Annotated in this window: 17 protein-coding genes and 1 other annotated feature; of the genes, 7 read left to right on the plus strand and 10 right to left on the minus strand. The window is 58.6% G+C overall.

The window, feature by feature from the left end:
- Positions 1–446: 446 nt before the first annotated feature.
- Positions 447–1,565: an amidohydrolase family protein gene (locus C1T17_RS15760; RefSeq protein ID WP_104954254.1), complete on the plus strand. Its 1,119-nt coding sequence runs from the start codon at positions 447–449 to the stop codon at positions 1,563–1,565.
- Positions 1,566–1,790: 225 nt separating this feature from the next.
- On the opposite strand, the gene C1T17_RS15765 is transcribed toward C1T17_RS15760, so the two are convergent.
- Both C1T17_RS15765 and C1T17_RS15775 read right to left on the minus strand, forming a co-directional pair.
- On the minus strand, positions 1,791–3,272 hold the full coding sequence (locus tag C1T17_RS15765; protein WP_104954255.1) for a SulP family inorganic anion transporter: 1,482 nt from the start codon (positions 3,270–3,272) through the stop codon (positions 1,791–1,793).
- A gap of 64 nt (positions 3,273–3,336) precedes the next feature.
- Positions 3,337–3,392 (minus strand) — a sequence feature (sul1 is cis-regulatory element that is thought to sense ions involved in sulfur or methionine metabolism; They are found in Alphaproteobacteria).
- 281 nt (positions 3,393–3,673) lie between these two features.
- Complete coding sequence (locus C1T17_RS15775) at positions 3,674–4,459, minus strand: hypothetical protein (protein WP_189338373.1); 786 nt, start codon at positions 4,457–4,459, stop codon at positions 3,674–3,676.
- Positions 4,460–4,633: 174 nt separating this feature from the next.
- Between C1T17_RS15775 and C1T17_RS15780 the strand changes: the two genes are divergently transcribed.
- The gene (locus tag C1T17_RS15780; RefSeq protein ID WP_104954258.1) at positions 4,634–5,950 is read left to right on the plus strand and encodes an SLC13 family permease; all 1,317 of its coding nucleotides are present in this window, start codon (positions 4,634–4,636) and stop codon (positions 5,948–5,950) included.
- 456 nt (positions 5,951–6,406) lie between these two features.
- Here C1T17_RS15780 and C1T17_RS15785 read toward each other — a convergent pair whose 3' ends face one another.
- Positions 6,407–7,132, minus strand: a complete 726-nt coding sequence (locus tag C1T17_RS15785) for an SDR family oxidoreductase (RefSeq protein WP_104954259.1) — start codon at positions 7,130–7,132, stop codon at positions 6,407–6,409.
- Between the two features lie 146 nt (positions 7,133–7,278).
- On the opposite strand from C1T17_RS15785, the gene C1T17_RS15790 reads away from it, so the two are divergent.
- Positions 7,279–8,175 (plus strand): AraC family transcriptional regulator, encoded by an 897-nt coding sequence (locus C1T17_RS15790; protein ID WP_104955286.1) that lies wholly within the window; start codon positions 7,279–7,281, stop codon positions 8,173–8,175.
- A 618-nt stretch (positions 8,176–8,793) separates the two neighbouring features.
- Complete coding sequence (locus tag C1T17_RS15805; RefSeq protein ID WP_104954260.1) at positions 8,794–9,048, plus strand: hypothetical protein; 255 nt, start codon at positions 8,794–8,796, stop codon at positions 9,046–9,048.
- A gap of 219 nt (positions 9,049–9,267) precedes the next feature.
- On the opposite strand, the gene C1T17_RS15810 is transcribed toward C1T17_RS15805, so the two are convergent.
- Positions 9,268–9,669 carry a hypothetical protein gene (locus C1T17_RS15810; protein ID WP_104954261.1) on the minus strand — a complete coding sequence of 134 codons (402 nt, stop codon included), beginning with the start codon at positions 9,667–9,669 and terminating at the stop codon, positions 9,268–9,270.
- An 8-nt stretch (positions 9,670–9,677) separates the two neighbouring features.
- Positions 9,678–10,496 (minus strand): TIGR02587 family membrane protein, encoded by an 819-nt coding sequence (locus C1T17_RS15815; RefSeq protein WP_104954262.1) that lies wholly within the window; start codon positions 10,494–10,496, stop codon positions 9,678–9,680.
- A gap of 385 nt (positions 10,497–10,881) precedes the next feature.
- Here C1T17_RS15815 and C1T17_RS15820 point away from each other — a divergent pair, with 385 nt between their 5' ends.
- Both C1T17_RS15820 and C1T17_RS15825 read left to right on the plus strand, forming a co-directional pair.
- Positions 10,882–11,763 carry a diacylglycerol/lipid kinase family protein gene (locus tag C1T17_RS15820; protein ID WP_104954263.1) on the plus strand — a complete coding sequence of 294 codons (882 nt, stop codon included), beginning with the start codon at positions 10,882–10,884 and terminating at the stop codon, positions 11,761–11,763.
- Positions 11,760–12,593, plus strand: coding sequence for an inositol monophosphatase family protein (locus tag C1T17_RS15825; protein WP_104954264.1), 834 nt, complete (start codon positions 11,760–11,762; stop codon positions 12,591–12,593). The genes C1T17_RS15820 and C1T17_RS15825 overlap by 4 nt, the downstream gene beginning before the upstream one ends.
- Positions 12,594–12,917: 324 nt before the next feature.
- On the opposite strand, the gene C1T17_RS15830 is transcribed toward C1T17_RS15825, so the two are convergent.
- Positions 12,918–14,018 (minus strand): App1 family protein, encoded by a 1,101-nt coding sequence (locus C1T17_RS15830; RefSeq protein ID WP_104954265.1) that lies wholly within the window; start codon positions 14,016–14,018, stop codon positions 12,918–12,920.
- A 291-nt stretch (positions 14,019–14,309) separates the two neighbouring features.
- Here C1T17_RS15830 and C1T17_RS15835 point away from each other — a divergent pair, with 291 nt between their 5' ends.
- Complete coding sequence (locus C1T17_RS15835; RefSeq protein ID WP_104954266.1) at positions 14,310–14,813, plus strand: ferritin-like domain-containing protein; 504 nt, start codon at positions 14,310–14,312, stop codon at positions 14,811–14,813.
- Between the two features lie 192 nt (positions 14,814–15,005).
- On the opposite strand, the gene C1T17_RS15840 is transcribed toward C1T17_RS15835, so the two are convergent.
- From C1T17_RS15840 to C1T17_RS21760, 4 genes are all read right to left on the minus strand, one after another.
- Entirely contained in the window at positions 15,006–17,696 is a 2,691-nt protein-coding gene (locus tag C1T17_RS15840; protein WP_104954267.1) for a PAS domain-containing sensor histidine kinase, read from the minus strand.
- 336 nt (positions 17,697–18,032) lie between these two features.
- Positions 18,033–21,437, minus strand: a complete 3,405-nt coding sequence (locus tag C1T17_RS15845; protein ID WP_104954268.1) for a glycosyltransferase — start codon at positions 21,435–21,437, stop codon at positions 18,033–18,035.
- A gap of 851 nt (positions 21,438–22,288) precedes the next feature.
- Positions 22,289–23,131, minus strand: a complete 843-nt coding sequence (locus C1T17_RS15850) for an alpha/beta hydrolase (RefSeq protein WP_223262948.1) — start codon at positions 23,129–23,131, stop codon at positions 22,289–22,291.
- A complete protein-coding gene (locus C1T17_RS21760) occupies positions 23,050–23,409 on the minus strand; it encodes a hypothetical protein (protein ID WP_223262645.1) in 360 nt (119 codons plus the stop codon). The genes C1T17_RS15850 and C1T17_RS21760 overlap by 82 nt, the downstream gene beginning before the upstream one ends.
- Positions 23,410–24,026: the final 617 nt, after the last annotated feature.

Raw genomic sequence — 24,026 nt, forward strand, 5'->3', positions numbered from 1 at the left:
GGAGCTGATCCTTAAGCTTTAGTGACACAAACACGAGTGCGCGCTGCTCTATGAACGAATAGTTGGTTTCGCAAATGCTGCAGTCGTGTTCGCCGTTCTGAATGGGATAGCCCACAAATAATCCATCGTTGTCACGTCTATGGATGTCGGCTTATGGGATCAGCATCGGGGTGCACCAACGGCAGAGATTGCGGATGCACTGCTGCCTCGCGGTTAGTTGTTCGCTGAACGGCCGCTTTGGATAGGAGCGGTCGTACCTACCGCGCCGGTGAACGGCTGAGGCTGGTCGCGAGTTGACGGAACCGGACCGTCTGCAGCTGGACAGCAAAAATCGTGGTCTGAATGGCGTAAAAGGGTCGCCTGCTGCTGTCTAAGCAAGCTAGCCACTGCAAGCTGACCATTCTGCTTAGCGAATTAAGCTTGTAGGTAAGGCGAGGAGGCTGACCATGAGCACGAGTCGTCGAGATTTCCTGGCCGGATCATCCGCGGGGATCGCGGCCACGGCGCTTTCCGCTAAGGTGCATGCACAAACACCTCGGGTACCGATCCGCAAAATCGCTACGGAAGAGGCGTTTGCAACCGCTGAGCTTGTAAAGGCTTGGCTTGAAATCGCTCGTGCGCAGCCCTCGTCGAGCCTTGATGTGCAGACCGGCATTCTTTCTGTATTCGAAAATCCTCGGCCAGGTTCCAACCAGAACAGGTTTCGGCGGCAATTGCTCGACTTGGACGCTGAACGACTGGCCAACATGGATGAGGCGGGTGTCGATGTGCAGATACTATCCGTCACCATCCCGGGCGTTCAGATGTTCGCGCCAAGTACTGCAAACGCGGCGGCCATCGCTACTAACGACCATCTCGCTGCCGCAATCGCGCGGCATCCTAAGCGCTTTGCCGGTCTTGCCTGCTTGGCCCCACAGGATCCGACCGGCGCGACCAAAGAGATGGAGCGCGCCATCACCAGACTTGGTCTGAACGGCTTCATCGTTAATTCGCATACCAAGAATCTCTATCTCGATGATCCGAGCTTCGCGCCAATCCTGGAGGCAGCGGAGGCGCTCGACCGCCCGATCTATCTCCACCCGCGTGCGCCATCGAACGGGATGGCGGAGCCGTTTCGCGACTACAGCATGGGCGGATCGATCTGGGGCTTCGGCGTCGAGGCCGGAACGCACGCCGTACGGTTAATCCTCAGCGGCGTGTTCGATCGCTATCCGCGCCTGCGCGTTGTCCTCGGCCACATGGGGGAAGCGCTGCCATTCTGGATGTGGCGGCTCGATCACATGGCGGCACGACGGGCGAAGGACGGGCGCATGAAGCCGCTCTCACTGGCTCCAAGTGAGTATTTCAAGCGTAATTTCGCGGTGACCACCAGCGGCTTTGAAGCGCCGGAGATTCTCGAACTAGTGATCAAGACCGCAGGAATCGACAATGTGATGTGGGCGATCGACTATCCCTATGAGAGTTCGCTGGATGCCGTCACCTTCATGAGCGCCGCGAAGTTGACAAACGATCAGCGCGCCAGCATCTTCCACCGGAACGCCGAACGCCTGTTCCACTTGGCTTAGCGCGATGAGCGCCATGGGTGTTCGCCGTAAGGATATTCGACTCAAACTTTTCGAGCAGCGGCTTTGTACACTTTGCTCCTGACACTGCCGGTCTTCAGGCGGACACTCTCGGGCGCACCCGGTGGAGAAGCAGACCGGCCGGACCTGGGAACTAAAAATTGGAAGCTAATCGGCCGGAGTGGGTCGAACATCGAGATTCATAGTCCTTTATACCCCCTTTATAGATCAGGAGGATGCGTGCCCCACCGCCGGAGCGAGTTGGTCCACCAAGATCGCGCTGGCCTGATTAAGCCCGATGACCTCTATCGCGATGCCATGATGCCGCATCTTGGTCACGACGTCCTCTAATGCGCCGACCGCCGTGACATCCCACAAATGGCTGGCGGTGAGGTCTATGCGAACCTTCGCCACGGTATCGCGCAAATCGAACCTGTCGGCGAAGATGTCCGCGCTGGCAAAGAAGATCTGGCCTGACACGGTGTAGATCCGCATGTCCGTCGCCTCGTCATAATCGATACGAACATCCATCAAGCGCGTCACCTTAAAAGCGAAAAACACGCCGCTCAACAATACCCCCACAGCGACACCTGCGGACAGGTCGTGAGTGGCGACCGTGACAACGACGGTAGCAACCATGACGATGCCGGAAACCTTGGGATGTCGAGCCAGATCGCGGATCGAGGTCCATGAGAAGGTGCTGGCCGATACCATGATCATGATCGCAACGAGCGCCGCCACAGGCACCTGCGCGACCCATGGCCTGAGGGGAACCATCACCAGCAACAGGAACACGCCAGCGACCAGGGTGGAGAGCCTGCCTCGCCCACCATAGCGCACATTACCGACCGTCTGACCGATCATGCCGCAACCCGCGATGCCCCCGAACAGCCCGGCGGCGACGTTGGCGAGGCCCAGCCCTGTGCATTCGCGCGCTTTCGAACTCGTGGTCTCGGTCAGGTCATCGACCACGCTGGCGGTCATCATGGATTCAAGGAGGCCAACCGCCGCGATCGCGAGCGCATACGGCGCCACGATGCGCAGCGTCTGCCAGTCGAATGCCACTGCGGGGAATGTGAATGAGGGCAGCGATGATGGCAGCCGACCAAGATCGGAGACGGTGTGGATAGGCATGGGAAAGGCAATGCTGATCGCCGTCAGGACAAGAATGCAGATCAAGGGCGAGGGGATGGCCGTCGTCATGCGCGGCAGCAGATAGATAATTGCCAGACCGCCCGCGATCATTGCATAGCTGTGCCACGTCACCCCCAACATCTGTGGCACCTGCGCCGAGAAGATAAGGATGGCGAGCGCATTGACAAAGCCCGTTCGCACGGACTGCGAGACGAACCGCATCAGCACATCGAGCTTCAGGAGGCCAAAGACGATCTGGAACAGTCCAGCCAGCAGTGTCGCGGCAAGCAGATATTGCAGGCCATGGGCATGGACCAATGCCGCAGCAACCAGCGCCACCGATCCTGCCGCGCCGGAAATCATCGCAGGACGGCCGCCAGCGAAGGCAATGACAATGCCGATCACGAAGGAGGCGAACAAGCCCACCTCCGGGTCTATTCCCGCCACGAAGGAAAAGGCGATGACTTCCGGGATCAGCGCAAAGGTGCCGACCATGCCGGCGAGGATGTCACGTCGGGCGTTTGCCCCGCCGTTGAACCATTCGGTGCGATAGCGCGAAAGAGCTGTGTTGTTCATGTTGAAAACCGATGATTGTCGCAAGGCGCGGAGCGGCAGCAAACAGGCGGAGCGCTGCGACATACATTGTCCGGCGGATCGGCGGCCGGAATAGCCACCCGGAATCTCACCGGGTCCTTGCGAATGCCCGCTTCGTAGTGCGACGGTTTGGCAACGGCAAGGGCTAGCGACCAAGCGAAATCGCTGGCTTGGTGCAGGATGAACAACTGCCGCTCCTGGGAAGCCGGACTTTGTTGATGAGTGGCCGGCCAGGATCAAGTGTGGTCGATGATTTCGGCTTTGGCGGGATATGCCATTTTGGGAATGGCGCGCTCAGGTGCGGGTGGTCGGCACCACACCTTGTAGAGTTCTGACGTGCCGTGAGCGAACTTCTCGATTAAAAGCCGAGGAGTAGCGGCTTCCTAAAGAGCCCATTCCGAAAGATTGACGCCGCTTTCCGGGTCATCGAATGCGACACGGGTGAGTTCCACTGCGACCAGGCAGACAGGCCGGACTTCCGCATCGGCAGCTGTGCAGTGAATGGGCTGACGATCCGAAAACGCACCGATCCTGCCACTGATCGACAGCTGATACCCTTGAGCGCCGGGGTGCGCACCCTCATCCAGCTTGATGGTGGCGGCATAGGGCCTTCCGCCGCGTCGCAAGGTTCTTGGATCGTCCTTGCCGAATAATTGTACAAACCCCACCGTTTGCCGATCAGGCTGCGTAACGGCAGATGGGCTTGACGATAATCTCGCATTGCGAGGGCAAACCTCCTGGCTCGTCCATGGCCGCCGGATCCAGAAGCCTTCGACAGCATCATAACTATCAGCCTGCACCAATTGCGCGAGCATAGGCAGCGCCTTGGTGATCTCTACGCGTGCCGTGAGCTTGAGGGCTCGTGTCCTGCTGTCATAGGACCATCCCGCCCAATTGCTCTCCAGTTCGTCGGAAGGTCCGTTGCATCCAAAGGGCAGTTTGATCTGAAACGGCCGACCTGCAAGGGCCACAACATCTTCAGGAACCGGCGACCGGCTTGCGAAGGCGTCGGATGAAGCCCCGATCGCGGCGAGCAATTGCTGGCGATCGAGCGGAGGTATAGTCGCGGGCACAATGCGTGGCGGCGGGACAGCGGCATTAACGGCCGATTCATTCACGGGTGCCTGGGCAGTCTCGTTCTGATCTGGCGCTTGTGGAGCACAGGACATGAGCGAGGCGGTAGCGGTGGACAAGGCGCATGCGTGCAGTAGCTGCCGAATGAAAGACGGGCTGGCCATCTGCCCTGTCTAGCATCTGCTGGTGGAGATTGAAGGGAAAAGCTTGGGGCCCGGCGCAACGATCCGCTCTCCACCTGCGCGCGCAATGTGCTAGGCCTGTCTCCAATGACGGCTGAACAGATACTTACCCTGCTCGTGCTCGCCGGTGTCGTCGGCGCACTGATATGGGACAAGGTGCGCGCCGACGTTGTCGCGCTCGCCGGGGCGGCCCTGCTGCTGATTACCGGCGCGGTGCGGCCCAGCGAGGTGCAAAGCGCCTTTGGCAGCCCGGCGATCATCACGCTCGCTTCCCTGTTCGTGATCGCCCATGCGCTGGAACTTTCAGGGCTGCTCGATCGCCTGATCGGCAAGGCTGTGGCGCTGTGCCGTCGCATAGGATCGGCAGGCATCTGGATGCTGATCGGCCTGTGCGGCGGCGCGTCGGCTTTCCTTAACAATACGCCCATCGTCGTGCTGGCAGCGCCAGTGGTCCGTGACGTTGCAAACTCGCTGAAGCTTGATCCCCGCCGCTTTCTTATCCCTTTAAGCTATGCCGCGGTGCTTGGCGGATGCTGTACGCTCATTGGCACATCCACTAATCTTCTCGTCGATGATATGGCCCGCAGTTCAGGGCAGGCACCCTTCAGCATTTTCGAGATCACGCCAGTCGGTGTCCTGGTTGCACTGGCGGGCGGCGTGTATCTGTTGTTCGCCGCGCGCTGGCTTGGACGTGGCAGCGAAGAAACGCATTCCGAACCGCCAAGGGCTATCGAACATCATGTAACGCATCTGGAGATCGCCGGCGACATGGTCGGTGACCTCTCCGATTTCGGCGAGGACCGCCGCCTGAAGCCAGTGCAGGCGATCACGTCCTCGCTTGTGTTCTTCGGCGTGGTGCTGCTTGCCGCGCTCGACGTCGCCCCCATCGCCGCGACCGCATTCGCTGGTGCGGTGCTGTTGATCCTGCTGCGGGTCATCAGTCCAGAACAGGCCTATGGCGGGCTTCGTCCCGAGATCCTGCTCCTCATCGCCGGCATGGTCGTCATCGGCATTGCCCTTGAGCAGACCGGACTAGCGTCAGCGGCAACGGACAGGCTGGTAGGGTCTATGGGCGGAACAGGCCCGCTGGCGGCACTCATCTTCTTCTATGGCGCAACGATGGTGCTGACCGAGCTGCTATCCAACGCCACCGTCGCGGTCCTGGTTACGCCCGTTGCAGTGGCACTTGCAGAAAGCCTTGGTGTCAGCCCCCGGCCCTTTCTGGTCGCGATCATGATTGCAGGGAGCGCCGCCTTCGCCACGCCCTTTGGCTACCAGACCAATGTGCTCGTCTTCCAAATGGGCAAGTACCGGTATACCGACTTCATCAAGATCGGGCTCCCGCTCAATCTCGTCACCTGGGTTGTTGCGGTCGCCGCCATCACATGGTTCTTTCCCTTCTAGCAGCCGCTAGAACATTGTTCGCCCTTGGTGGAAGACAGCGATGTCGCCGTCCTAAAATCGACTGAAGCAGCGTCATAAACGTGACCGGCAGGGCCGCTGGCGTTACCTGCTCTAATGATTGCGCGCCAATGTGCTGTGGCGCCAAGGATCGTCTAAAAGGGCACTTACGTTCGGGTGCTGGTGCTGCTGAAGGGGAGAGCCTGCGCTCGCTTCTCAAAGGAACAACGATTTCGACACCGGCCGTTCATACTAATGCCATTAAACGACCGGATACGCTCGCCAACTGCCGGAATAGCAGCCAGCTGCACCTGGTGAGAGAAAATTGGCCGTTAAGAGGCCGATTAGGGTCGGAGTTCCCTCATGGACGGCCAAGATTGACAGTGCCGCCCTGCACCCACTCCCGGCATTGTTGGCCCGGGAAGCCAATGCCGGGAGTGGGTGTTGGGCGGTACATTGTCACATATTGGCTGCGGTGGGTCGCACGATCACTTCGTTGATATCGACGCCGTCGGGCTGCTCAAGCGCAAAGCGGATCGCCCGGGCAATGGCGTCCGGCGTGAGAGACTTCTGCCGCCACTCCGTCAGCGCTGCGGCCGTCGCGGTATCGGTGATGTCGTTGCCCAGTTCGGTTGCCGTCACGCCAGGCGAAATGAGTGTGGAGCGGATGTCGTCATGCTCCTGCCGCAACCCTTCTGTGATCGCGCGGACGGCATATTTGGTGCCGCAATAGACCGCTGCGGTCGGCAGCACGATGTGCGCAGCCACCGAGGCGACGTTGACGATATGCCCGTTCTTCTGGGTGATGAAGCGCGGCAACACTGCAGCGATGCCGTTGAGGACGCCGTGAATGTTCACGTCGATCATCCGTTTCCATTCATCGCGCTTGAGTGCTGCCAGCGGCGATAGCGGCATCAGGCCCGCATTGTTCACCAGCACGTCGACCCGCCCGAACCGTGCTTCCGCCGCATCGACAAAGGCGTCAAAGTCAATCGGGTCGGTCACGTCCAGCTTGCGCCCTGCGACGTGCTCGCCCAGCTCGTCCGCCAGCGCCTCCAACCGGTCGGCGCGGCGCGCGCCTATGAACAGTTGCATGCCCGCCGCTGCCAATTCGCGCACCGTGGCTTCGCCGATACCGCTTGAGGCGCCGGTGATGAGCACAACCTTATTTGCAAATCCCGTCATGATCGTTCCTTTCCATTGGATGACGGGCCTCAAATGGCGCATTCGCATAAGTAACCGGTAGAGCGATAATCCAAAGGCCTTGCATGATCCTCCAGAATTGGGTTGGCGAGCTTGCAAGTCCGGCCGTAATCGTCAATCAGCATAGCATGGAAAAGATCGCCGAACTTGCGCAGGTCATTGACCGTCACATTGCAAAATCGGGCATTTCGCCTACAGCGATGCCCCGTTTGTCACTGATCCGCGCCGCCCAGCCCAGCATACCGACGCCTGCCGTTTATGAGGCATCACTTTGCCTGATCGCCCAGGGATCGAAGCGGGTTTCGCTTGGAGAGCACAGCGTCGTCTATGATGCCTCTCGCTATCTGCTCGTCTCGGTAGACCTGCCGCTCGTTGGCCATATCCTCGAAGCGAGCGCACAAACGCCGTACCTGTGCTGCAAGATCGATCTCGACCAAGCTGCGCTTGCCGAGCTGATCGCCGCACAGGGCGGCGGCGTGCCACATGGTGACCGTCCGGTTCTTGCAGTCTATCCCAGCGATCCCGATTTAATCGACGCCGCGTGCCGTCTGGTCAAGCTGCTGGATCGGCAGGAGAGCATCGCCACGCTTGCGCCCCTTATCGAACGGGAAATCCTGTACCGCCTGCTAACCGGCCCACATGGCGCGGTGCTGCGGCACATCGCGACGGCAGGCAGCCACCTGAACCAGGTAACACGCGCCATCGCCGCGATCCGCAAGCGCTACGACACTCAGCTTCGCATCGAAGATGTTGCCGCCGAGGCCGGCATGAGCGCATCGTCGCTTCACGCCCATTTCAAGGCCGTGACGCGGATGACACCTCTGGACTATCAGAAGCAGCTTCGTCTGCAGGAGGCGAGGCGGCTGATGCTGACGGACGGCGCCAGTGCAGGATCGGCCGGCTTCGCAGTGGGATATGAAAGCCCTTCGCAGTTCAGCCGTGAGTATCGTCGGCTATTCGGTGCCCCGCCACGCCAGGATATTGAGCGCATGCAAGCCGCGCCGGTTACCAGGATCGCGCTCTGAAAGGCTTTGAGTTTTTCGACACGTCGGCAAAGCGGCTCGTCCGCACTTGGGGATAGAAAATCGGTCTCTGAGCGGCAAAGAAGGGTCGAATTCTACGATAGTTATGCCTCAGTGAGGGCTTCCATTACCGCATCGATATCGCCCTTCACGACGATGTAATTTCCCTTTTCGAAATTCACCGCGCTGGCTTATTTCCGCCTCTATATCGCCGGACGAAACTTACACGATCCGCATTGATGGCGACCAGATCGCCATCGGGCGTTTCGAATTTGACGTAGCCGTTCATGGCAACCTACGCCTGAGAGGCGGTAGCATCAGGAGCAACGCCCTTTTTCGCTGTGTGCTTCGCAAGTAGTCTGTCCAGTTCCGCTATACGGAGGCGCTGTGGCGTGCCTTTGGCAAGACCTTTCAGTCTGCACTCTGCCCAAAGGCTCCGGCGCTCTGACTCCAATGTTTTGCGGTATAGATCAGCCATGCGTTCTCCAAGTCACGGATAGATGTTTCGCGTCGGTTCAATGGGCTACCTTAGCAGATCATCCGCTGGTGCGGCCATAGTCGGGCTTCGACTCATCCGCAGAAAAGTCTATTGTCGGCGATAGCGAGGGAAAAGGAGAAACAATGGCCGCATCAATTTCGATGGACGAGCAACGTGAGCACTTTGCTTATTGCGTTCAACTGTTTGGGGGCACCACCGCCTTCTCGCGGCGCCTTGGCATCGACGAGCGGGCCGTACGCCGTTTTATCAATGGTGAGCGGCCTCTTGGTGCTGGACTTCTGGAAGACACCGCGAAGGCGCTACGCCTGCTTATTCGACCTAGCTCCGCGCCTAATGCCTTCAAAGAGCGGCGGCTATCGTCGTCTAGCTCTCAATGAATTGCTATCCGGCGCTTCGCTTAGCCTACGCCCGCTATCTCCTCGAACCAACAGAGCAAGAGGTGTTCCATAAGCCCGGCGTATCGAACAGGGGGCATGGCCGCTTGTGGCTAAGCAACTGACAACAGGAGGAGCTCTTAACGGATAACATGGTTGGAAACCTGCGGTCTTTCCGCCGTGATCCGGGCCATAGTCAATGAGACTTTCTCAGGACCTTTATCATGGCGCTTGATAGCCCAAAGGTCGCAACTTCAACGTCAGGCTGCTGGGATCATGTTCAAAGTACAGGCCGCCTTCTGCGGTGCCATGGCCTGACACATAATCAATCGTGCTGCTGCTCGTCTCAATCACGCGGCCTTGATCGGTAAGTTGGCCCTCGATTTCAAGCGCTGCGGCAGACGCTCCACCTCTATTGCGGACATCGAAGGTCACCAAATATCTCTCGCCCGCCTTCACGCTTGCGTGGACGCCAATGTGAATGTCGGGGGGAATACGTGATCCCCCCTGCAACACGTCAAGGCCTATCGCGCCCAACAAAAACAGCAGAAACAATAGACCCGTGGCGGCAGCGATCCATTCGAGGACGGGGGGCCGGGAGACAAGCGAAGAGTGAACTTTCATTGGCTACTTTACACAACAAGCCGGGCTATCGCCGCACCGATGGATGCGGGAAACCCGAGCACAACCATACTGCCGACAATGGCATGAACCGCTTGGCCATCTACGCGGCCGAACGTCCAGAGTATGTAGAGACTGACCAGGGCAGCGATCGCATATCCTGGAATGGTATAGGCTATAAACAGCCTTAGTTTGCGATATCCCTCCGGCGCGCGTTCTTGACCCGGCAGGCCCACCGCAAACACCAAGGCATGCAGTGCGAATAGAGATACGGCGATAAGCGCCAGGCTATGCCACGGCGTCATTTTGAGCCCGATCAGAATAACCTCTTCGGTGGGTGCGACGTTGAACGCCAGGAATAGCGAACCGGCAAGCATCAGGAATAACTCACCAGCATACCCCTCTGACCTTGAATTCTGTTCGTCCGACTTTTCACTCTCCCCCTCCCCTAGCTGCTTGCGCGCCAACATAGCGCCAAAGCTCGTTGGGATAGACTGTACCACGATCATGCCCGCAAATTCGCCGATCGGCATGGTAGTGTATAGCAAACCGAACAAGCCTAGGATCAGAACCGATGCCGCTATCCCCACTGCATAGGCACCCAGAGCGTCAAGCAGGTCTTCACCGATGGAATTTGTCGGTTCAAAGCCCCCAAAGCGCGAAAGAACGACAAGGACGCCGAAGTTCAGACAAACGAAAAGTAGCAGCCGGGCAGGATGAATATCGAGACCCAACGACCACATTTCCATGGTCATAAGCAAAGGAAGCCCGAAGATAGTTGCCCCGCCGAGCGCGCGTGCCAGTCCGAGCGCATAATCCTTGTTCGACATGGTGGAACGGGTTGCTGGCATTTAGTTACAATTGCTTCATGTTGCAGGTCCGAGTGAAGGGCCGAACGTGGCGATAGGACGTCGGCATGGATGCATATCGGGCAGAAGGTCAATAGCTGTCGCACAGGCGATCATGTGTGTGAGCGCGCTGGCGATAAGTTATCCAGGTCGGCGCAATCAAATCCCAATGAGCTGCAGGAGGTTCGAATGGCAATTGGCGCAATACAGCTAGGAACGCCTCCAATGTTTATTGGTTTAGCCTTCGAGCAAGCACGCCACATAAGGAGACCGATGTCATGGCAGAACCAAACGGTCCCCTTCTCTATCGCATGGTCCTGCCCGCCAATGGCGTTCAAAGCCATGATCCTGCGATGTGTTTTGTTGCATGAAAACGCTGTTGGTGCACAACCCCAATGCCGGGACTGAACCCGCGCCAGCGGCACCGTTGATCGCCGACCTGGAAGAGGCAGGATACACGATCACCTATTGCGAGCATGGCAAGGACGGCATCGCTCGCGCATCAGCCGAAATGGAGTTGATCATTGCAGCAGGAGGCGACGGAACGGTCACGAGCGTTGCGAGCGAAATACCCAATCGCGATATTCCCATCGCCATCCTGCCTCTAGGGGGTTCCAATAATATCGCACGTGCGCTGGGCATTCGACAGTCGACCTGCGACATTATTGCTGGACTTGCCAAGGCTCATGAGCAGAAATTGACTATTGGAACTATAACAGGGCCGTTCGGCACGCGCGCCTTTGTAGAGGCGATTGGCTTGGGCGCTCTTAACGACGCCATCGAGACGGTAGACGAGGATCCTGACACGCCTGAAGAAAAGCGGGAAAACGGGCGGGTTGCATTTCGAAAGGCTTTGGGCGACGCGGCGCCGTTCGATTGTGACGTGGAGATCGACGGCACGCGCTTTGCAGGCCCATGGCTACTTGTTGAGGTTCTTAACATCACAGCAGTCGGGCCGCGCCTGCCCTTCGCGCCGCGTGCCGATCCGGGGGACAGCGTGCTGGATGTCCTGCTCGTCAAGGCATCAGACCGCCAAGCCATGACGATTTGGGCCGAGCATTTTTGCGGCCCGCCGCCCGCGCGGCTCGAGGCGGGATGCCACATTAGTCTGACAGGGCAAGATATGTGCGTCCGGATCGATGATCGTCCGCTTGATCTGCCCGATGACAGGTGGACGCTTGAATTGCGCCTAGATGACACGCCGGTGACGGTCTTGGTTCCCAGCGGCAGACAGGAAAATCCAGCATGACGCGGGTTCCTGCTAATCTCGATCCCACCCTTCTTGCAGAGATGGAAACCTTGGCAGTGGAGCTTGCAACACTGGGCGGAAAGGAGATACTCGCAGCCCTGGGCACTATCCTTTCGGTTAAATACAAGGGTCAGGGAGCTGCAGCTAATTTACTCAGTGACCCGGTGAGCCAAGTCGACGGTGCCGTCGAGGCTCTGATCCGCGCACGAGTGGCGGGCCGGTTTCCCGGGCACGATATCATTGGTGAGGAGATGGACGAGAGGCCGGGTCGTGGCCATGATTTCGCTTGGGTGATCGACCCGATCGACGGGACCACGAATTTCGTCAATGGTTTTCCGCTCTTTGCCTCTTCAGTAGGAGTCCTTTATCGCGGTGTGCCCGTCGCGGGCGCTTTATGGTGCAGCACGAGCCATCTTCTCACACCGGGCACCTATCATTGTAGCGCCGGAAATGGCCTCCGGTTCGAGGGCACGGCATTCTCCCGCCAACCCAACCCCGAAGTCCGGCGGCGGCTCGCTGGCGAACCTGATCTAGGCAACGGCGCAGGCGTTTGGGACGTGCGCAAGACGGGTTCTGCCGCTATCGAATGTGCCTTTGTCGCTGCAGGTCTGCTGCAAGTCGCTCGCTTCGCCACGCCCAATATTTGGGACGTGGCTGGCGGCATCGCCTTGGCCTGGGCGTCTGGCGCAACTGTCCTGGAGAAGCATAGCGAAAGCTGGCGGCCATTCGTTGGTTTTGGAGAAGATATGGACGATCTTAGCCAGTGGAGGCGCCCCTTGATATTGGGGGGCGCGGACGCGGCCGATGCAATGGCGCAAATTCGGGAATAAACCGGCCCTACACAGGCCACGGCAAATGCTCGCTGTAAGAACTCGGATTCGTGATCTTCGCAGTCTTACAGAAGAAAGCTGCTCATCAAACACTCTCTCTGATGGGATCTTTCGCCCCCGTTGTGCAAGGGGGCGTCTCTACTTGGTGGCAGCGGCCGGGGGCAGCCACCGCCGAGACTATAAAGAGGCTGAATTTATTCTGTGGGCGAGTGTCAGCGATCGCTGGAGCCAACTTGATGCAACTATTGTCGCACTTAGCCTGGTGCATTATCTTCCAATGAGCTGGCTTCGCGGCTCGGGTGTGGGTGTAAAAGTCGGAGGCGCTCACTTGTGAGCTGGCTCGATGACAGCCTGTGCAGCTTCAAACGGGCGGTCTAGGTCGAGCGATTTGACTACTGCCAGAGCATCCTCGAACCCAGCGCCACAAAACGTCCGGACGCCACGTGCTTCAATATCGGCGAGCATAGCTCCTTCCGGTCCTGAGCGGCACGAGCCGTCAACATCCCTAATGAATACTCCTGCCACACGTGTCCCGAAATCGTGGACAACTTTTGCATAGATATTTACATCGCGCTGACCGTTGTCGCCGATCAATAGAAAGCGCAAATCCGGATAAAAAGCGAGAATTGTCTCAATGGCAGCAAGCTTGTGCACGTCGTGACCGCCGTCGATCAATTTGTCGTAATCAATTCCGTAGTCTTTGAGAAACATCGGTCCGTGCGGGATCGCATTTAGCTCCAGGAATTCCGTGACGAAGCCGTAGAGGTTCCATGGCGACGAAGACACGTAGAAAAAGGGTCTGGCCGGAGCAATATGATCCCGTGCGATCATCTTGTAGAGCGAGGCAGCACCGGGCACCGACAGTCGATCTTGCGGCCGTTCTAAAAGCACGCGGCGCCAGTTCTTGACGAAGTCGGTGGCGCCCGTCTCGACCACAGTGTCGTCGATATCCGAGATGATGCCCCAATGCTGATCGGTTCCAGGGGCCATGATCGGCACTTGCACGCTGGGCTGCTGCGCCTCGCGGCCAGGAACAGATAATGTCACGTACTCCCACCCGGTCTTGTCAGGCAGGGGTTGATCGATGGGCAGCTCCAATTCGAAATAGCCTTCCTCATCGCTGGCCACGTCGCATGACTGGCCATAACCTTCGATCCGGACGGTCACGCCGGGAAGTTCCCTACTGTTGTATATTGCCAACATCGCCCGCAGCCGCACCAACATGCCTTCGTCGGCATCTAACGGCTTGGCGAAGCGTACAACCCTGCCTTTCAGACGTACCGCCGCGGCGTTCCTGTAGCCAGCATAAGCGAGAAGCCGCACCTTGTGGTTCCCCTCGTCGAACATGCTTCCAATGGTGTCGACGTCGCGCTCCAGATCAGATATCGCGGCGAGAATGAGTTTACGAAGCGAGGGGCCTGCCATAGTAAAGGAACGGCGGAACAGCTTCAGTGTTCCTGACAGCGCTTCACGCCGGAGGTTTAAGACTTTCGTTCAACCTGCAGCAGGAGCCAGATCACCCCTCTCGCACCGATTGTTAAGTAGGAGTTTGGCTACACTGCGTCAGAAAGAGTCCGCTGGCATGCGCCAAGCCTGCCGCCACTCCAACTAAGCTGCAATTTCCCAGAATAGCGCAGAATGGCCCTATCCTCATGCGACTTTCCCAGGAACGGGGCGTTCCTCACTTCTGTGCATCATTCTTTGATAGGAACAGCTATGTCGACGCCAGAAGACTTGAAGGATTTATACATTGACGAGCTCAAGGACCTCTGGTCCGCCAACGATCAGATGGCCCGGCTCATCAAGAAAGTTGCCTCGAAGGCCAGCGACCCTAAACTGAAAGACATGCTTGGCGCATCTCAGGAAGGCATTTCGAAACATACCGACATCTTGAAAGAACTCATCGTTGCCCAAGGTGAGAAAGCGTCGAAGGACCATTGCAAAGGCATGGAAGGGCTCGTGACGGAAGCCACCAAGCATATTGTTGAGGAGGGACCGAAGAAGGGGCCGGTACTCGACGCCGTGATCATAGCGCAATATCAGCGAATGTCGCATTACGGCTTGGCCAGCTTCGGTACGGCGGCGTCTTACGCCGCCACATTGGGTCTGAAGGACGACAACAAAAAGCTCAAGCAGGCGACAAAAGAGATATACGGCGCCGACGAATACGGAACTAAGCTGGCGGAGACGACGGTCAACATCGACGCAAAGGACGAATAAAGGTTGATACGCAGTCAGGCGGGATTGCAGTCCCGCCTGATCGGCCATGCGCGGCGCAGTAGGTTGGAACATGGCGCCGTCGGCAGCGGCGATGCGCTACCCCGCCACCAGCATTAAACCTGCGCTGTGCCATCTTCCTTTCATCGCCTGCGGGATCGATCAGATACAAAATGCGCGATGAAGTAATCTGGATCAGCCGTTGCTTGGCACAAGGCGAGCAAGGCTCTCCGCCAGTTCTGCACTTCTGAAGGGCTTGGCCAGACGCGGAAGGCCCGGTGCAATTCCTTCTACGTCCGCATAGCCCGACACGATCAGCACCGGCAATCGGGGAAGCAAGCCCTGAAGCGTTTGTGCAAGGTCTGTTCCGCTCATACCCGGCATCAGATGATCGCTAATTAGTAAGTCTGGTGTGAGGCCCTCCGCGACGAGCTGCAAAGCAGCCTCACCGGATTCCGCTTCGTGCACCTGGTAGCCAAGTTCCTCCAATATATCTGCTGTGCTTGAGCGGACCACTTCCTCATCGTCAACGAGCAAGGCCACTCCCAGAATTTTGCCCTCGGACCCTGTGGGTATGGATATCACTTCGGTACCTACCGCCGTCGCGCTAATAGGAAGCCATAGTTCAACATTCGTGCCCACGCTCCTTCTGCTCTGGATGGTCAGGGCGCCGCCCAGTTGTGCCGCCAAGCCATGCGCCATCGACAGCCCAAGACCTGTGCCCTTGCCGATGCCCTTTGTCGAAAAGAACGGCTCGACGGCCCGGGCCAAGGTTGCGTCGTCCATGCCGATGCCTGTGTCGGCTACGGAGAGCTTAACGTAGTGACCGCGCTTTAAAGTGCTGCTTGCGCTGCGGACGCTGCTCCGCGTCGCACTGATCCTGAGCGTCCCTCCCTCCGGCATGGCATCGCGAGCATTTACGCCAAGGTTTAGCAGCGCCATCTCCAACTGGTTAGCATCAGCCTTGGCCGGCGGCAGATCGTCGCCTATATCCACAACGACATGAATTTGCGGACCAGTCGTGCTGGCGAGTAGGTCAGCCATACCTGCAACGAGTTGACCGACATCGACTGCAACTGGCTGTAGCGGCTGACGGCGCGCAAAGGCGAGCAACCGCTGAACAAGTATTCTGGCGCGATCTGCAGACTGGATTGCGCCAGCGATTAGCCTCTGCTCGCGTTCGCCCCCGACGCCCTTGCGTTGGAGCAGGTCGAGACTGCCGACGATGGGGGTAAGCAAGTTATTGAAATCGTGCGCCACGCCACCTGTCAATTGACCCATCGCGTCCATTTTCTGGCTCTGGCGAAGCGCTTCCTGCGCACGCTCCAGTTCCTCAAGAGCCTCCTTTTCCTGCGTTACGTCCCGTCCTACCGCATGGAACTGGTCGCCATCTGGTACGAGCGTCCAGGATATCCAGCGCCAGGAACCGTCGGCGTGACGCAACCGATCCTCAAAGCGTTTGACTGTCTCCCCTTCGCTCAGCCGCTGCATTATTGCTTCGACAGCAGGATGATCGTCAGGATGGACCTGCTCTGTGAAAGACAAAGCGAGCAGGGTTGCGACGTCGCGCCCCAGCGTCGTTTCCCATGCGGGATTGATAGCCTTGAGTCGACCATCGAAGCCCATAATCGCGAAGAGATCCCGGCTCATCTCCCACACACGGTTTCGCTCGGCAGTCTTTTCGGTGACCTCCTGTTCGAGCCGTTCCTTCAATTGTAAAAGGCGCATCTCGTCCGCCTTGCGGGCTGTGATGTCGATGGCAGTCCCTATGACGCGGAAGCAGGCCCCGTCGGAGTTGAAGAGGCCGCGACCTTTCGCCGCGACCCAGCGGATAAGACCATCTTCCCTGCCGATCGTCCGATATTCAACATCATATAGCGCCCTTAGATCGGGATCGCTCGCTGCATCATAGGCAGCCCGTGTCTTCTCCCGATCTTCCGGATGAACACCATAGTAGAAGTCGTCCAGCGTCACCGGCACATCGGGAGAGATCCCGAACATTGCCTTGACCCGCGGTGGCCAGAACATGGTGCCGGTAAAAGCATCGACATCCCACTGGCCAATCTCGCCTACCTCTGTTGCCAGCCGCAGTTGCTCCTCGCTCAGCGCCAGCCTGGTCTCAGCCTCCCGGCGTTCGTCGATGTCGATGACCGAACCGACATAGCCCAGATATTCCCCGTTATCAGCGAACCTTGGCACTGCAGCATCAATAGTCCAGCGGTACACGCCGTCGAACCGACGAAGACGAAAGTCGACGCGATAGTCGCGCCGTTCGGCATTTGCGGATACATACGCCTGCTCTGCTACGGCACGATCGTCTGGATGGACGGCATCAAGCCAGCCATAGCCTTCACCGGCGCCCGGGTTTTGCCCTGTAAATTCGTACCAGCGGGCGTTGAGATGGGTGCAGTGTCCGCTCGCGTCGGTGACCCACATCATCACCGGCGCGTGATCAGCCATATTGCGGAAACGGCTTTCGCTTTCTTCCAAAGCGGTGTCGCGCGCCTTTTTTGTGGTGAGGTCGCGCGCTTCGATAATGGTTCCGGTCGGCTTGCCATCGTCCCCGACGATTGGCGAAGCCGTGAATGCCACGGGATAATAGTGCCCATCCTTGTGAACGAACACTTCTTCTCCCTGCATGCGATCCTGCTCCGGGAACGCTCGATCAATAGGGCATTCTTCGAGCGGGTATATACTGCCATCGGGCCGTTGATGGTGCACGACATCGTGCAGCGGCCGACCGAGCGTTTCCTCCAGCCGGTATCCGGTTAGATTCTCCGCAGCCTGGTTCATGAACACGCAATGCTGCTGCTGCTCATCCATCAGGAAGATTGCCATCGTGGAATTGTTCACGATAGCGTCGAGGCGGCGCTCGATTGAATTCACGTATCGCGTCCTCAGTTGGTGTTCGGCTTAACGGGCCTTGTAGCGATCCATCGCAACATCATCCACCTGAACCAGCGGCAAGAAGCAGGGCGCGGCAGGCTAGCATCAGCATTGGGAATGCTATCATTCGTAAGGCATCAGGATCGCCGCCTCATGGCCAAAGATCTAGCCTTGCGCGCCAAACACGCCGCCGCCGGCATTGGCCGAAAGCTTGAGCACAGCAGTACTACGCTGACGAGATCACCAACTAAGTTGTTACGTTCGCGATCGGTAACGAGCCATGTTAGCCTAAGCTGGCAAGAACAAGCCGACCGCCGCGAGTGCTGCGATCGATAGTTAGGCCGCTGCCTGAATGTCGGCTCTTCGAATGGCAGTGCCGCTACGACTTGTCTCGCTATCTTCTACGATGAAAGAGGGTCGTAGAATCGAGCAGGTGTCCACGCTGCCGCTGCGGTCCAGCTTCCCCCACCCTACCTTTGGACCGGTCATTGCGGCGAATATTGCGCGTAGCACGACCAGATAGAGCAGTTGCCGGTACCCAACTCGCTGCATCAACATGCGCATCGCGGGAAAGCGTTGCTCACGCGGGTCGAGGCGAAACGCGCTCCATCCGCAGGCGAGATCTACGATTGTAAACGAAAGCCAGAAGCCTGCTATAGTCACGACATCTCCACTCACGCGATCCCAACCCCCGTTGGCTAATCGTAGGAGAGTGCTAAAAATGCTGCCCAGCAGCGCAAGATCGATGAGTGGCGCTGCAAGTGCGAATAGGAGTTGGAAGACAATCGCTTGCGGTAGCCCGATAAGCGCTAAGCCACGCGGCTTTCCACGGCCGATCAGCACGCGGTGCTTCCACAGACATTGCAAGGTGCCATAAGCCCAGCGGAAGCGCTGCTTGAAAAGCGCGCCTACGGTTTCGGGTGCTTCGGTCCAGGCGACTGCGTTGATATCACATGCGACCTGCCATCCTGCCCTTTGGATGGCGATCGTAAGATCCTGATCTTCAGCCAGCGTATCGAGCGGGTAGCCGCCTACCTGATCTAACGCGGTGCGCCGCCACGCGCCGACCGCACCGGGTACGACAGTGATGGCTCCGAGTGCAGCAAGCGCCCGCCGTTCCAGATTTTGGGCCGTCACATATTCGATGGCCTGCCACCGCGTGATGATATTGATGGCATTGCCGATTTTCGCATTACCGGCGACCGCGCCGATCGCGGGATCGGCGAACCAGCGAGCGAGTTTGGCCACAGTCTCCGGCTCGAACTGAGTGTCGGCATCCAGTGCGATGATGATATCGCCGCGGGCGATGTTCAGGGCAGCATTGAGGGCACGGGCCTTCCCGCCATTCTCCAAAGTCAGCAGGCGCACGCGCGGGTCAATGCCGAATGCTTCCCGCACGACTTGCGTTGTGCCGTCGCTCGATCCATCATCGATCACGATAACTTCGATCCGGATATCCGTACTCGCCAGAATACGTCGGATGGAGGATTCGATAACGCGTGCCTCGTTAAAGGCCGGAATAAGCACCGAAACGAACGTGGGAACGAGATGCGACGGCGCAGCCGGTGGCGTGTCCCGAAGGCGGCTGGCGAAGGCCAGTGCGCTAAGCGCCAGCGCCCGCACCATGCCTGTTGCGATCACCACCACGAAAAGGAGGGTAAGAATATCGGCTGTGCTATCGATGCCGTCGAACAGTGCGCGTGTGCCATGAGCGGTAAGGCGTTCGCTATCGTTCAACAGCGGCATTGCTTCGTCCGGCTCAAGCCCGGCAAGACGCGAGGCAGTCACGAAGTCATAACCTCTAGCGCGCAATGCGTGGATGATGAGGGGCAATGCAGCAATCGTCTGGTTGCGGTCCCCGCCTGAGTCATGGAGCAGAATGACCTGGGCAGGCCGCTCGGCGGTACCGGCCTCCACTTGCGACACCGCGCGCGCCACGATGGCATCAACTCCCGGTGCTTTCCAATCGAGCGGATCGACATTGAGGCCGACGGTCAGATAGCCCATATCAGCTGCAATGCGCGACGCTTGCAGTTCATCGCGTCGATCCGGGTCGGCGTCGCCCAGAAACGGCGGTCGGAATAGCCGCATGGTATGCCCGGTATAGGCTTCCACCAACCGCTCGGTGGCATTCAGTTCGAGTTGGACGGCCTGGCGCGATTGCCTGCTCATGTCGGCGTGCGTCGTGCTGTGGTTGCCCAGTTCGCTTCCCTGCGCAATGATGCGACGTAGCAGCGGACCTTCGCCCAATGCACTTGCGCCAGTGACGAAAAACGTGGCGGGTACACGCTCGCGCTTGAGTATGTCGAGCAACTTGGGGGTCCACAGTGGGTCCGGCCCATCGTCGAAAGTCAGTGCCACCCGCCGCCGGTGCCCACCGACACGCTGGACGACATCTGCGCTAGGCAGGTGTCGATAGGCTGCGGAACGGATCGTGCCGTCTCTGGCATGGTTCACGATGCGAACACCCTCTGCTGCGTGGCTATCGATGCGCATGATTTCGCCGGTGCCGTTCACCTTGACGCCCGGCAGCGCCGCAATATGGGAAAGGTTAGGCTGCCTTGTGCCCGCTAGCACCGGCCAGACACCGGGATCTTCACTGCCCAATCGCCACAACGCGACACCCGCAGCCCCGGTGCGATCGATGGCCTGACGCTGGTTCGCTGCACTTACCGCATCCAGCATCCACACACTATGGACCTTTTGAAATTTACGGTAATCGAAGTGGAAGTTCCCGCTCGATGTGTCGAATTGTGGTTTGGTGTCGGCCTGTTGCGCAAGGTGCCATGCATCGGCAACGCTCATCGGCGCCGTTCGGCCTTCGGACCAATCATAGGCATAGCTTCCGATGGCCACGATCGCCTTTTCCGGACTTGTCTCGGCAACAGCCTTTGCCACCACCTTCGCAAACCAGGGTTGCGAAGCGATCGGACCGGGCGTGCCGCCCATCCAATGCTCGTCATAGGCCATAAGGACGACATAGTCCGCTGCCCGCGCATAGGCTTTCAGGTCCCAATCCGGATCGGCAACAGGCGCCGCTAGCGCCACTTTCCAGCCTCGCCTGGAGAAGCGCGCGCGCACGTCCGCCAAGAAGTCGAGGTAATCACGATGCGCACCGATGGGTAGCGCTTCGAAATCGAACATGATGCCGTGACCACCTTCCGCCGACACCATCGCTTCAACCTGATCGAGAAGGCGGCGTCGCGCGATGGCATCGGCCAGCAGACGCGCGGTTTCCTGTCCATCCCACTGTCCATCCGCGCGCGCGTTCTGCACCATGGGCATGAGCCGGGGGCGTCTTTGCGCGCTGCCCAGTACCCTGTGCATGGCTGCATCTCTTTCATACGCAAACCGGTGATCCTGCCCGGTTACCGTTGCGAGACCGGGCGCTAGCCAGTCGAGCACTTCTGCATGCTCCTCCAACGAGCGACGTGAGGGCGCATCCCACGGCATGTAATAACCGAACACGAGAGGCTTGCCGGAAGCAGGGCGCACCGGCATTGAGGCAGGCAGCCAAGGCCCGGAGGGTTGATCCGAACCTGACGTCTCGGCAGGCGCGATAAATCCGCGCGGGCGCTCGGCATCTTCCGGCAAGCGGACCGGCGGCTCGGCCGTAACGTTCATGAGCATGAAAAGCAGGAATCCCAAACCCGTCACGACGGCCGCTGTGATCAGGGCCATGCCGGCACGGACCCAGCGCCCCCGATTACCGCTAACGTCGTAGAAGACCGGCCTAGCCATATGCTTTCTCCAGGGAACCTGCCCGGCTTGCTAAGCAAAGATGGCAAACAAGACGTTAATCCTGTTCCAGATAGCAAGCTGGCAGTTCATGCCACGAGCCCGAGTACAGCGGCGTGCCAGCCGATTGTGTCTGTGGCCATACCGGGCCGCAGCCGCAGCGTGGAGAAAGGTCGTAAATGGGGAGCTGCACTGATCTGCCCCCCGCTGACTGGCCCAGAGACTATGATAGTCTGGACCATGATGAGGAACATCAAACGCCGAGCAAGAAGCACATGCCGGAAACGGTTATCGGCAAGCTGCGGAAAATTTCAGATCGTGCTGGCGAAGCGAGCATCGACTGCAAAGGCGTGCCGCCGGACGCGGTCAGCGGACAAACCTATGGATGCCTATGGCTGATCCGAAACTCATCATTTACGACTAACAGCACGAGACGGGGTTTGTGCCAACGCTGTCAATTTGATGTGTGTATTGCATGCAACTATTGATGTGGAGAATTATCACCATTAAGCAGGCTCACCGTTTACCGTCCGAAATTGGACGTTGCATCCGGCAAATTGTCGGCAGCTCAAATCTATTCAAGTTTGCCATATGGATCTATCACAAGCCGCGTTGCGGGCGTGAACAAATGGCGGCTTCTAGGGAGCGTCCCGCGCCGAACGTCCGCAGTGTCGGCAGCTTCCGCCGATCTGTCTGGCATAGACCGAAAGACGGATCTTACCAGATTTCGACGTTCGCGACGCCAGAAGCAAACGTCGAAGTCTGGTTGATAGTGGCTGGAAACCGAACGGCCAGGACCGCAGAGTAATAAGTCTCGCTGAGCGGCCGATTTTATTCGAGATCGCTATGAGTGGCTAGGGCGCGACGTCCCCGGCTTGCGCCGCAATAGGCCGCGCCTCTGTCACGAGTGTCGTTAGCAGCTTGCCCGGTTCCTCGCTTGTAATGTGATGACCCGATCGCTCAAACCACACCAGCCTTTTGGATGGCACTTGAACGCGCGAGAACCATTCAGCGGCCACCTCGCTCGACACGTTCACGTCATGTCGGCCAAGCAGCAGCAAAAGCGGCACCTTCAACTGCTGGATGGTCGCCAAGTTCGTCGCCAATACTTTTGGCAGCAACGCTTCGGTGACGGGCGCCTGACCCTTGAAAGCATTGCGCACGTCATCATCGCTATATTCCGGCGCTAGCTGGAAAGCCGCGGCCTCGAAGTCCCCACCATACCGTCGCCACGCAGCGCCGCCATAATGATTGAGCCATTTACGCTGTGTCAGGATGGCAGGCACCGAAAGGGGACTGCCTGGCCTTCCATAAGGTGCAATCGCCTCGAGGTCACTAATCGCTTGGGCGTTACCATCAGCTCGCGCCTTGGCCAGCGTCCATTCCCATCCACGACGCTCACTTTCCAAGCCATCGGTCAGCTGCCCCATTCCTATATAAGCGTGTAGCCACTCCGGGTGTGCGGCTGCGAGTTTAAGCCCCAGCATACTGCCCCAGCTATGCCCGAGCACGAACAGCTTACGCTTGCCGAAGCGCTTCAGGGCCCACTGTACCACTTCCTCGGCGTCGGCCTGGAAACGTTCAGGCGTCAGCGTCGCGGGATCGTTCGCACCGCTCAGGCTATATGTCTTGCCAGCGTTGCGCTGGTCCCAATGAACAACAGTGAAATATTCGTCCCAGCCGCGGTCCCACCACAGTCGAGGGGCATCTCCACAAAGCCAGGTCCGCCATGAAAATAGACGAGGACTGGGTTTCGCAGATCCTGGCTTCGGATCGACACCACCTGCCGGATGCCGCCGATGGGAACTGTCTCGATCGCTTGCAACCCTTGCGGGCTGACGATTTTGCGCAGGTCTGCGATGATGCTGACCGCTTCGGCGCGGCTGTGCGGGCCGATCGGCGCGTGTATGGTGGCAGGCGCCGTAGCTGCGGACAGAGCAATGGCAAACGCGATCAGCGCGACGATCCTCTTCATACGCTCTCCATTCAGCAGCAAGCCTTACATCTGTTTGCCGAACGTCATGGCATTTTGTCTATACCGAAGAGGATGTGTCAGATTTGGCCTAGGTGAGCTGAGCAACGGATAGAAGGACTACCTAGACAGCAACATGTCAGCTTTCAGAAAAACAGGCAACGAATACGGTCCACTAGCAACGGTCGGTGGACGGTTGTCCGGTAGCTTTCCGTCGCCTGCTGTACGATGAACGTCCGCTGCGGGAGAGGGAATCCGTTCTGCAACGGCAATAAATGGCGCGAGGCAGGCCGATGAGTTGGAGTTAGGCGAGCGGCAGGTTTCAACACAAGCAGCCATTCACATGGCGACCGCCAAGCGGCTCAAGTTGGTCGGCAGCCGCCCGAATAGCTGACTATGCACTCGAGAAGCAAGACTTTGCCGCTGGGCGTCCCACTAGGGTCGTGAATGACATTGATCGTCATGGAGATGGGTCATCAATGAGTGATGCGGAGACGTGTCGATGATGCTCTGCGACGCTGCGTAATCACCGAATGCTGAGTACCTCCTCGCCAAGGCTTAGGCATACAGCGGATATACTGCTATGGAAGATGCGGAGCATCCTACCGGCAGGAGTAGAT

It is taken from the genome of Sphingobium sp. SCG-1 (genome assembly GCF_002953135.1).
Taxonomy (GTDB): Bacteria; Pseudomonadota; Alphaproteobacteria; order Sphingomonadales; family Sphingomonadaceae; genus Sphingobium.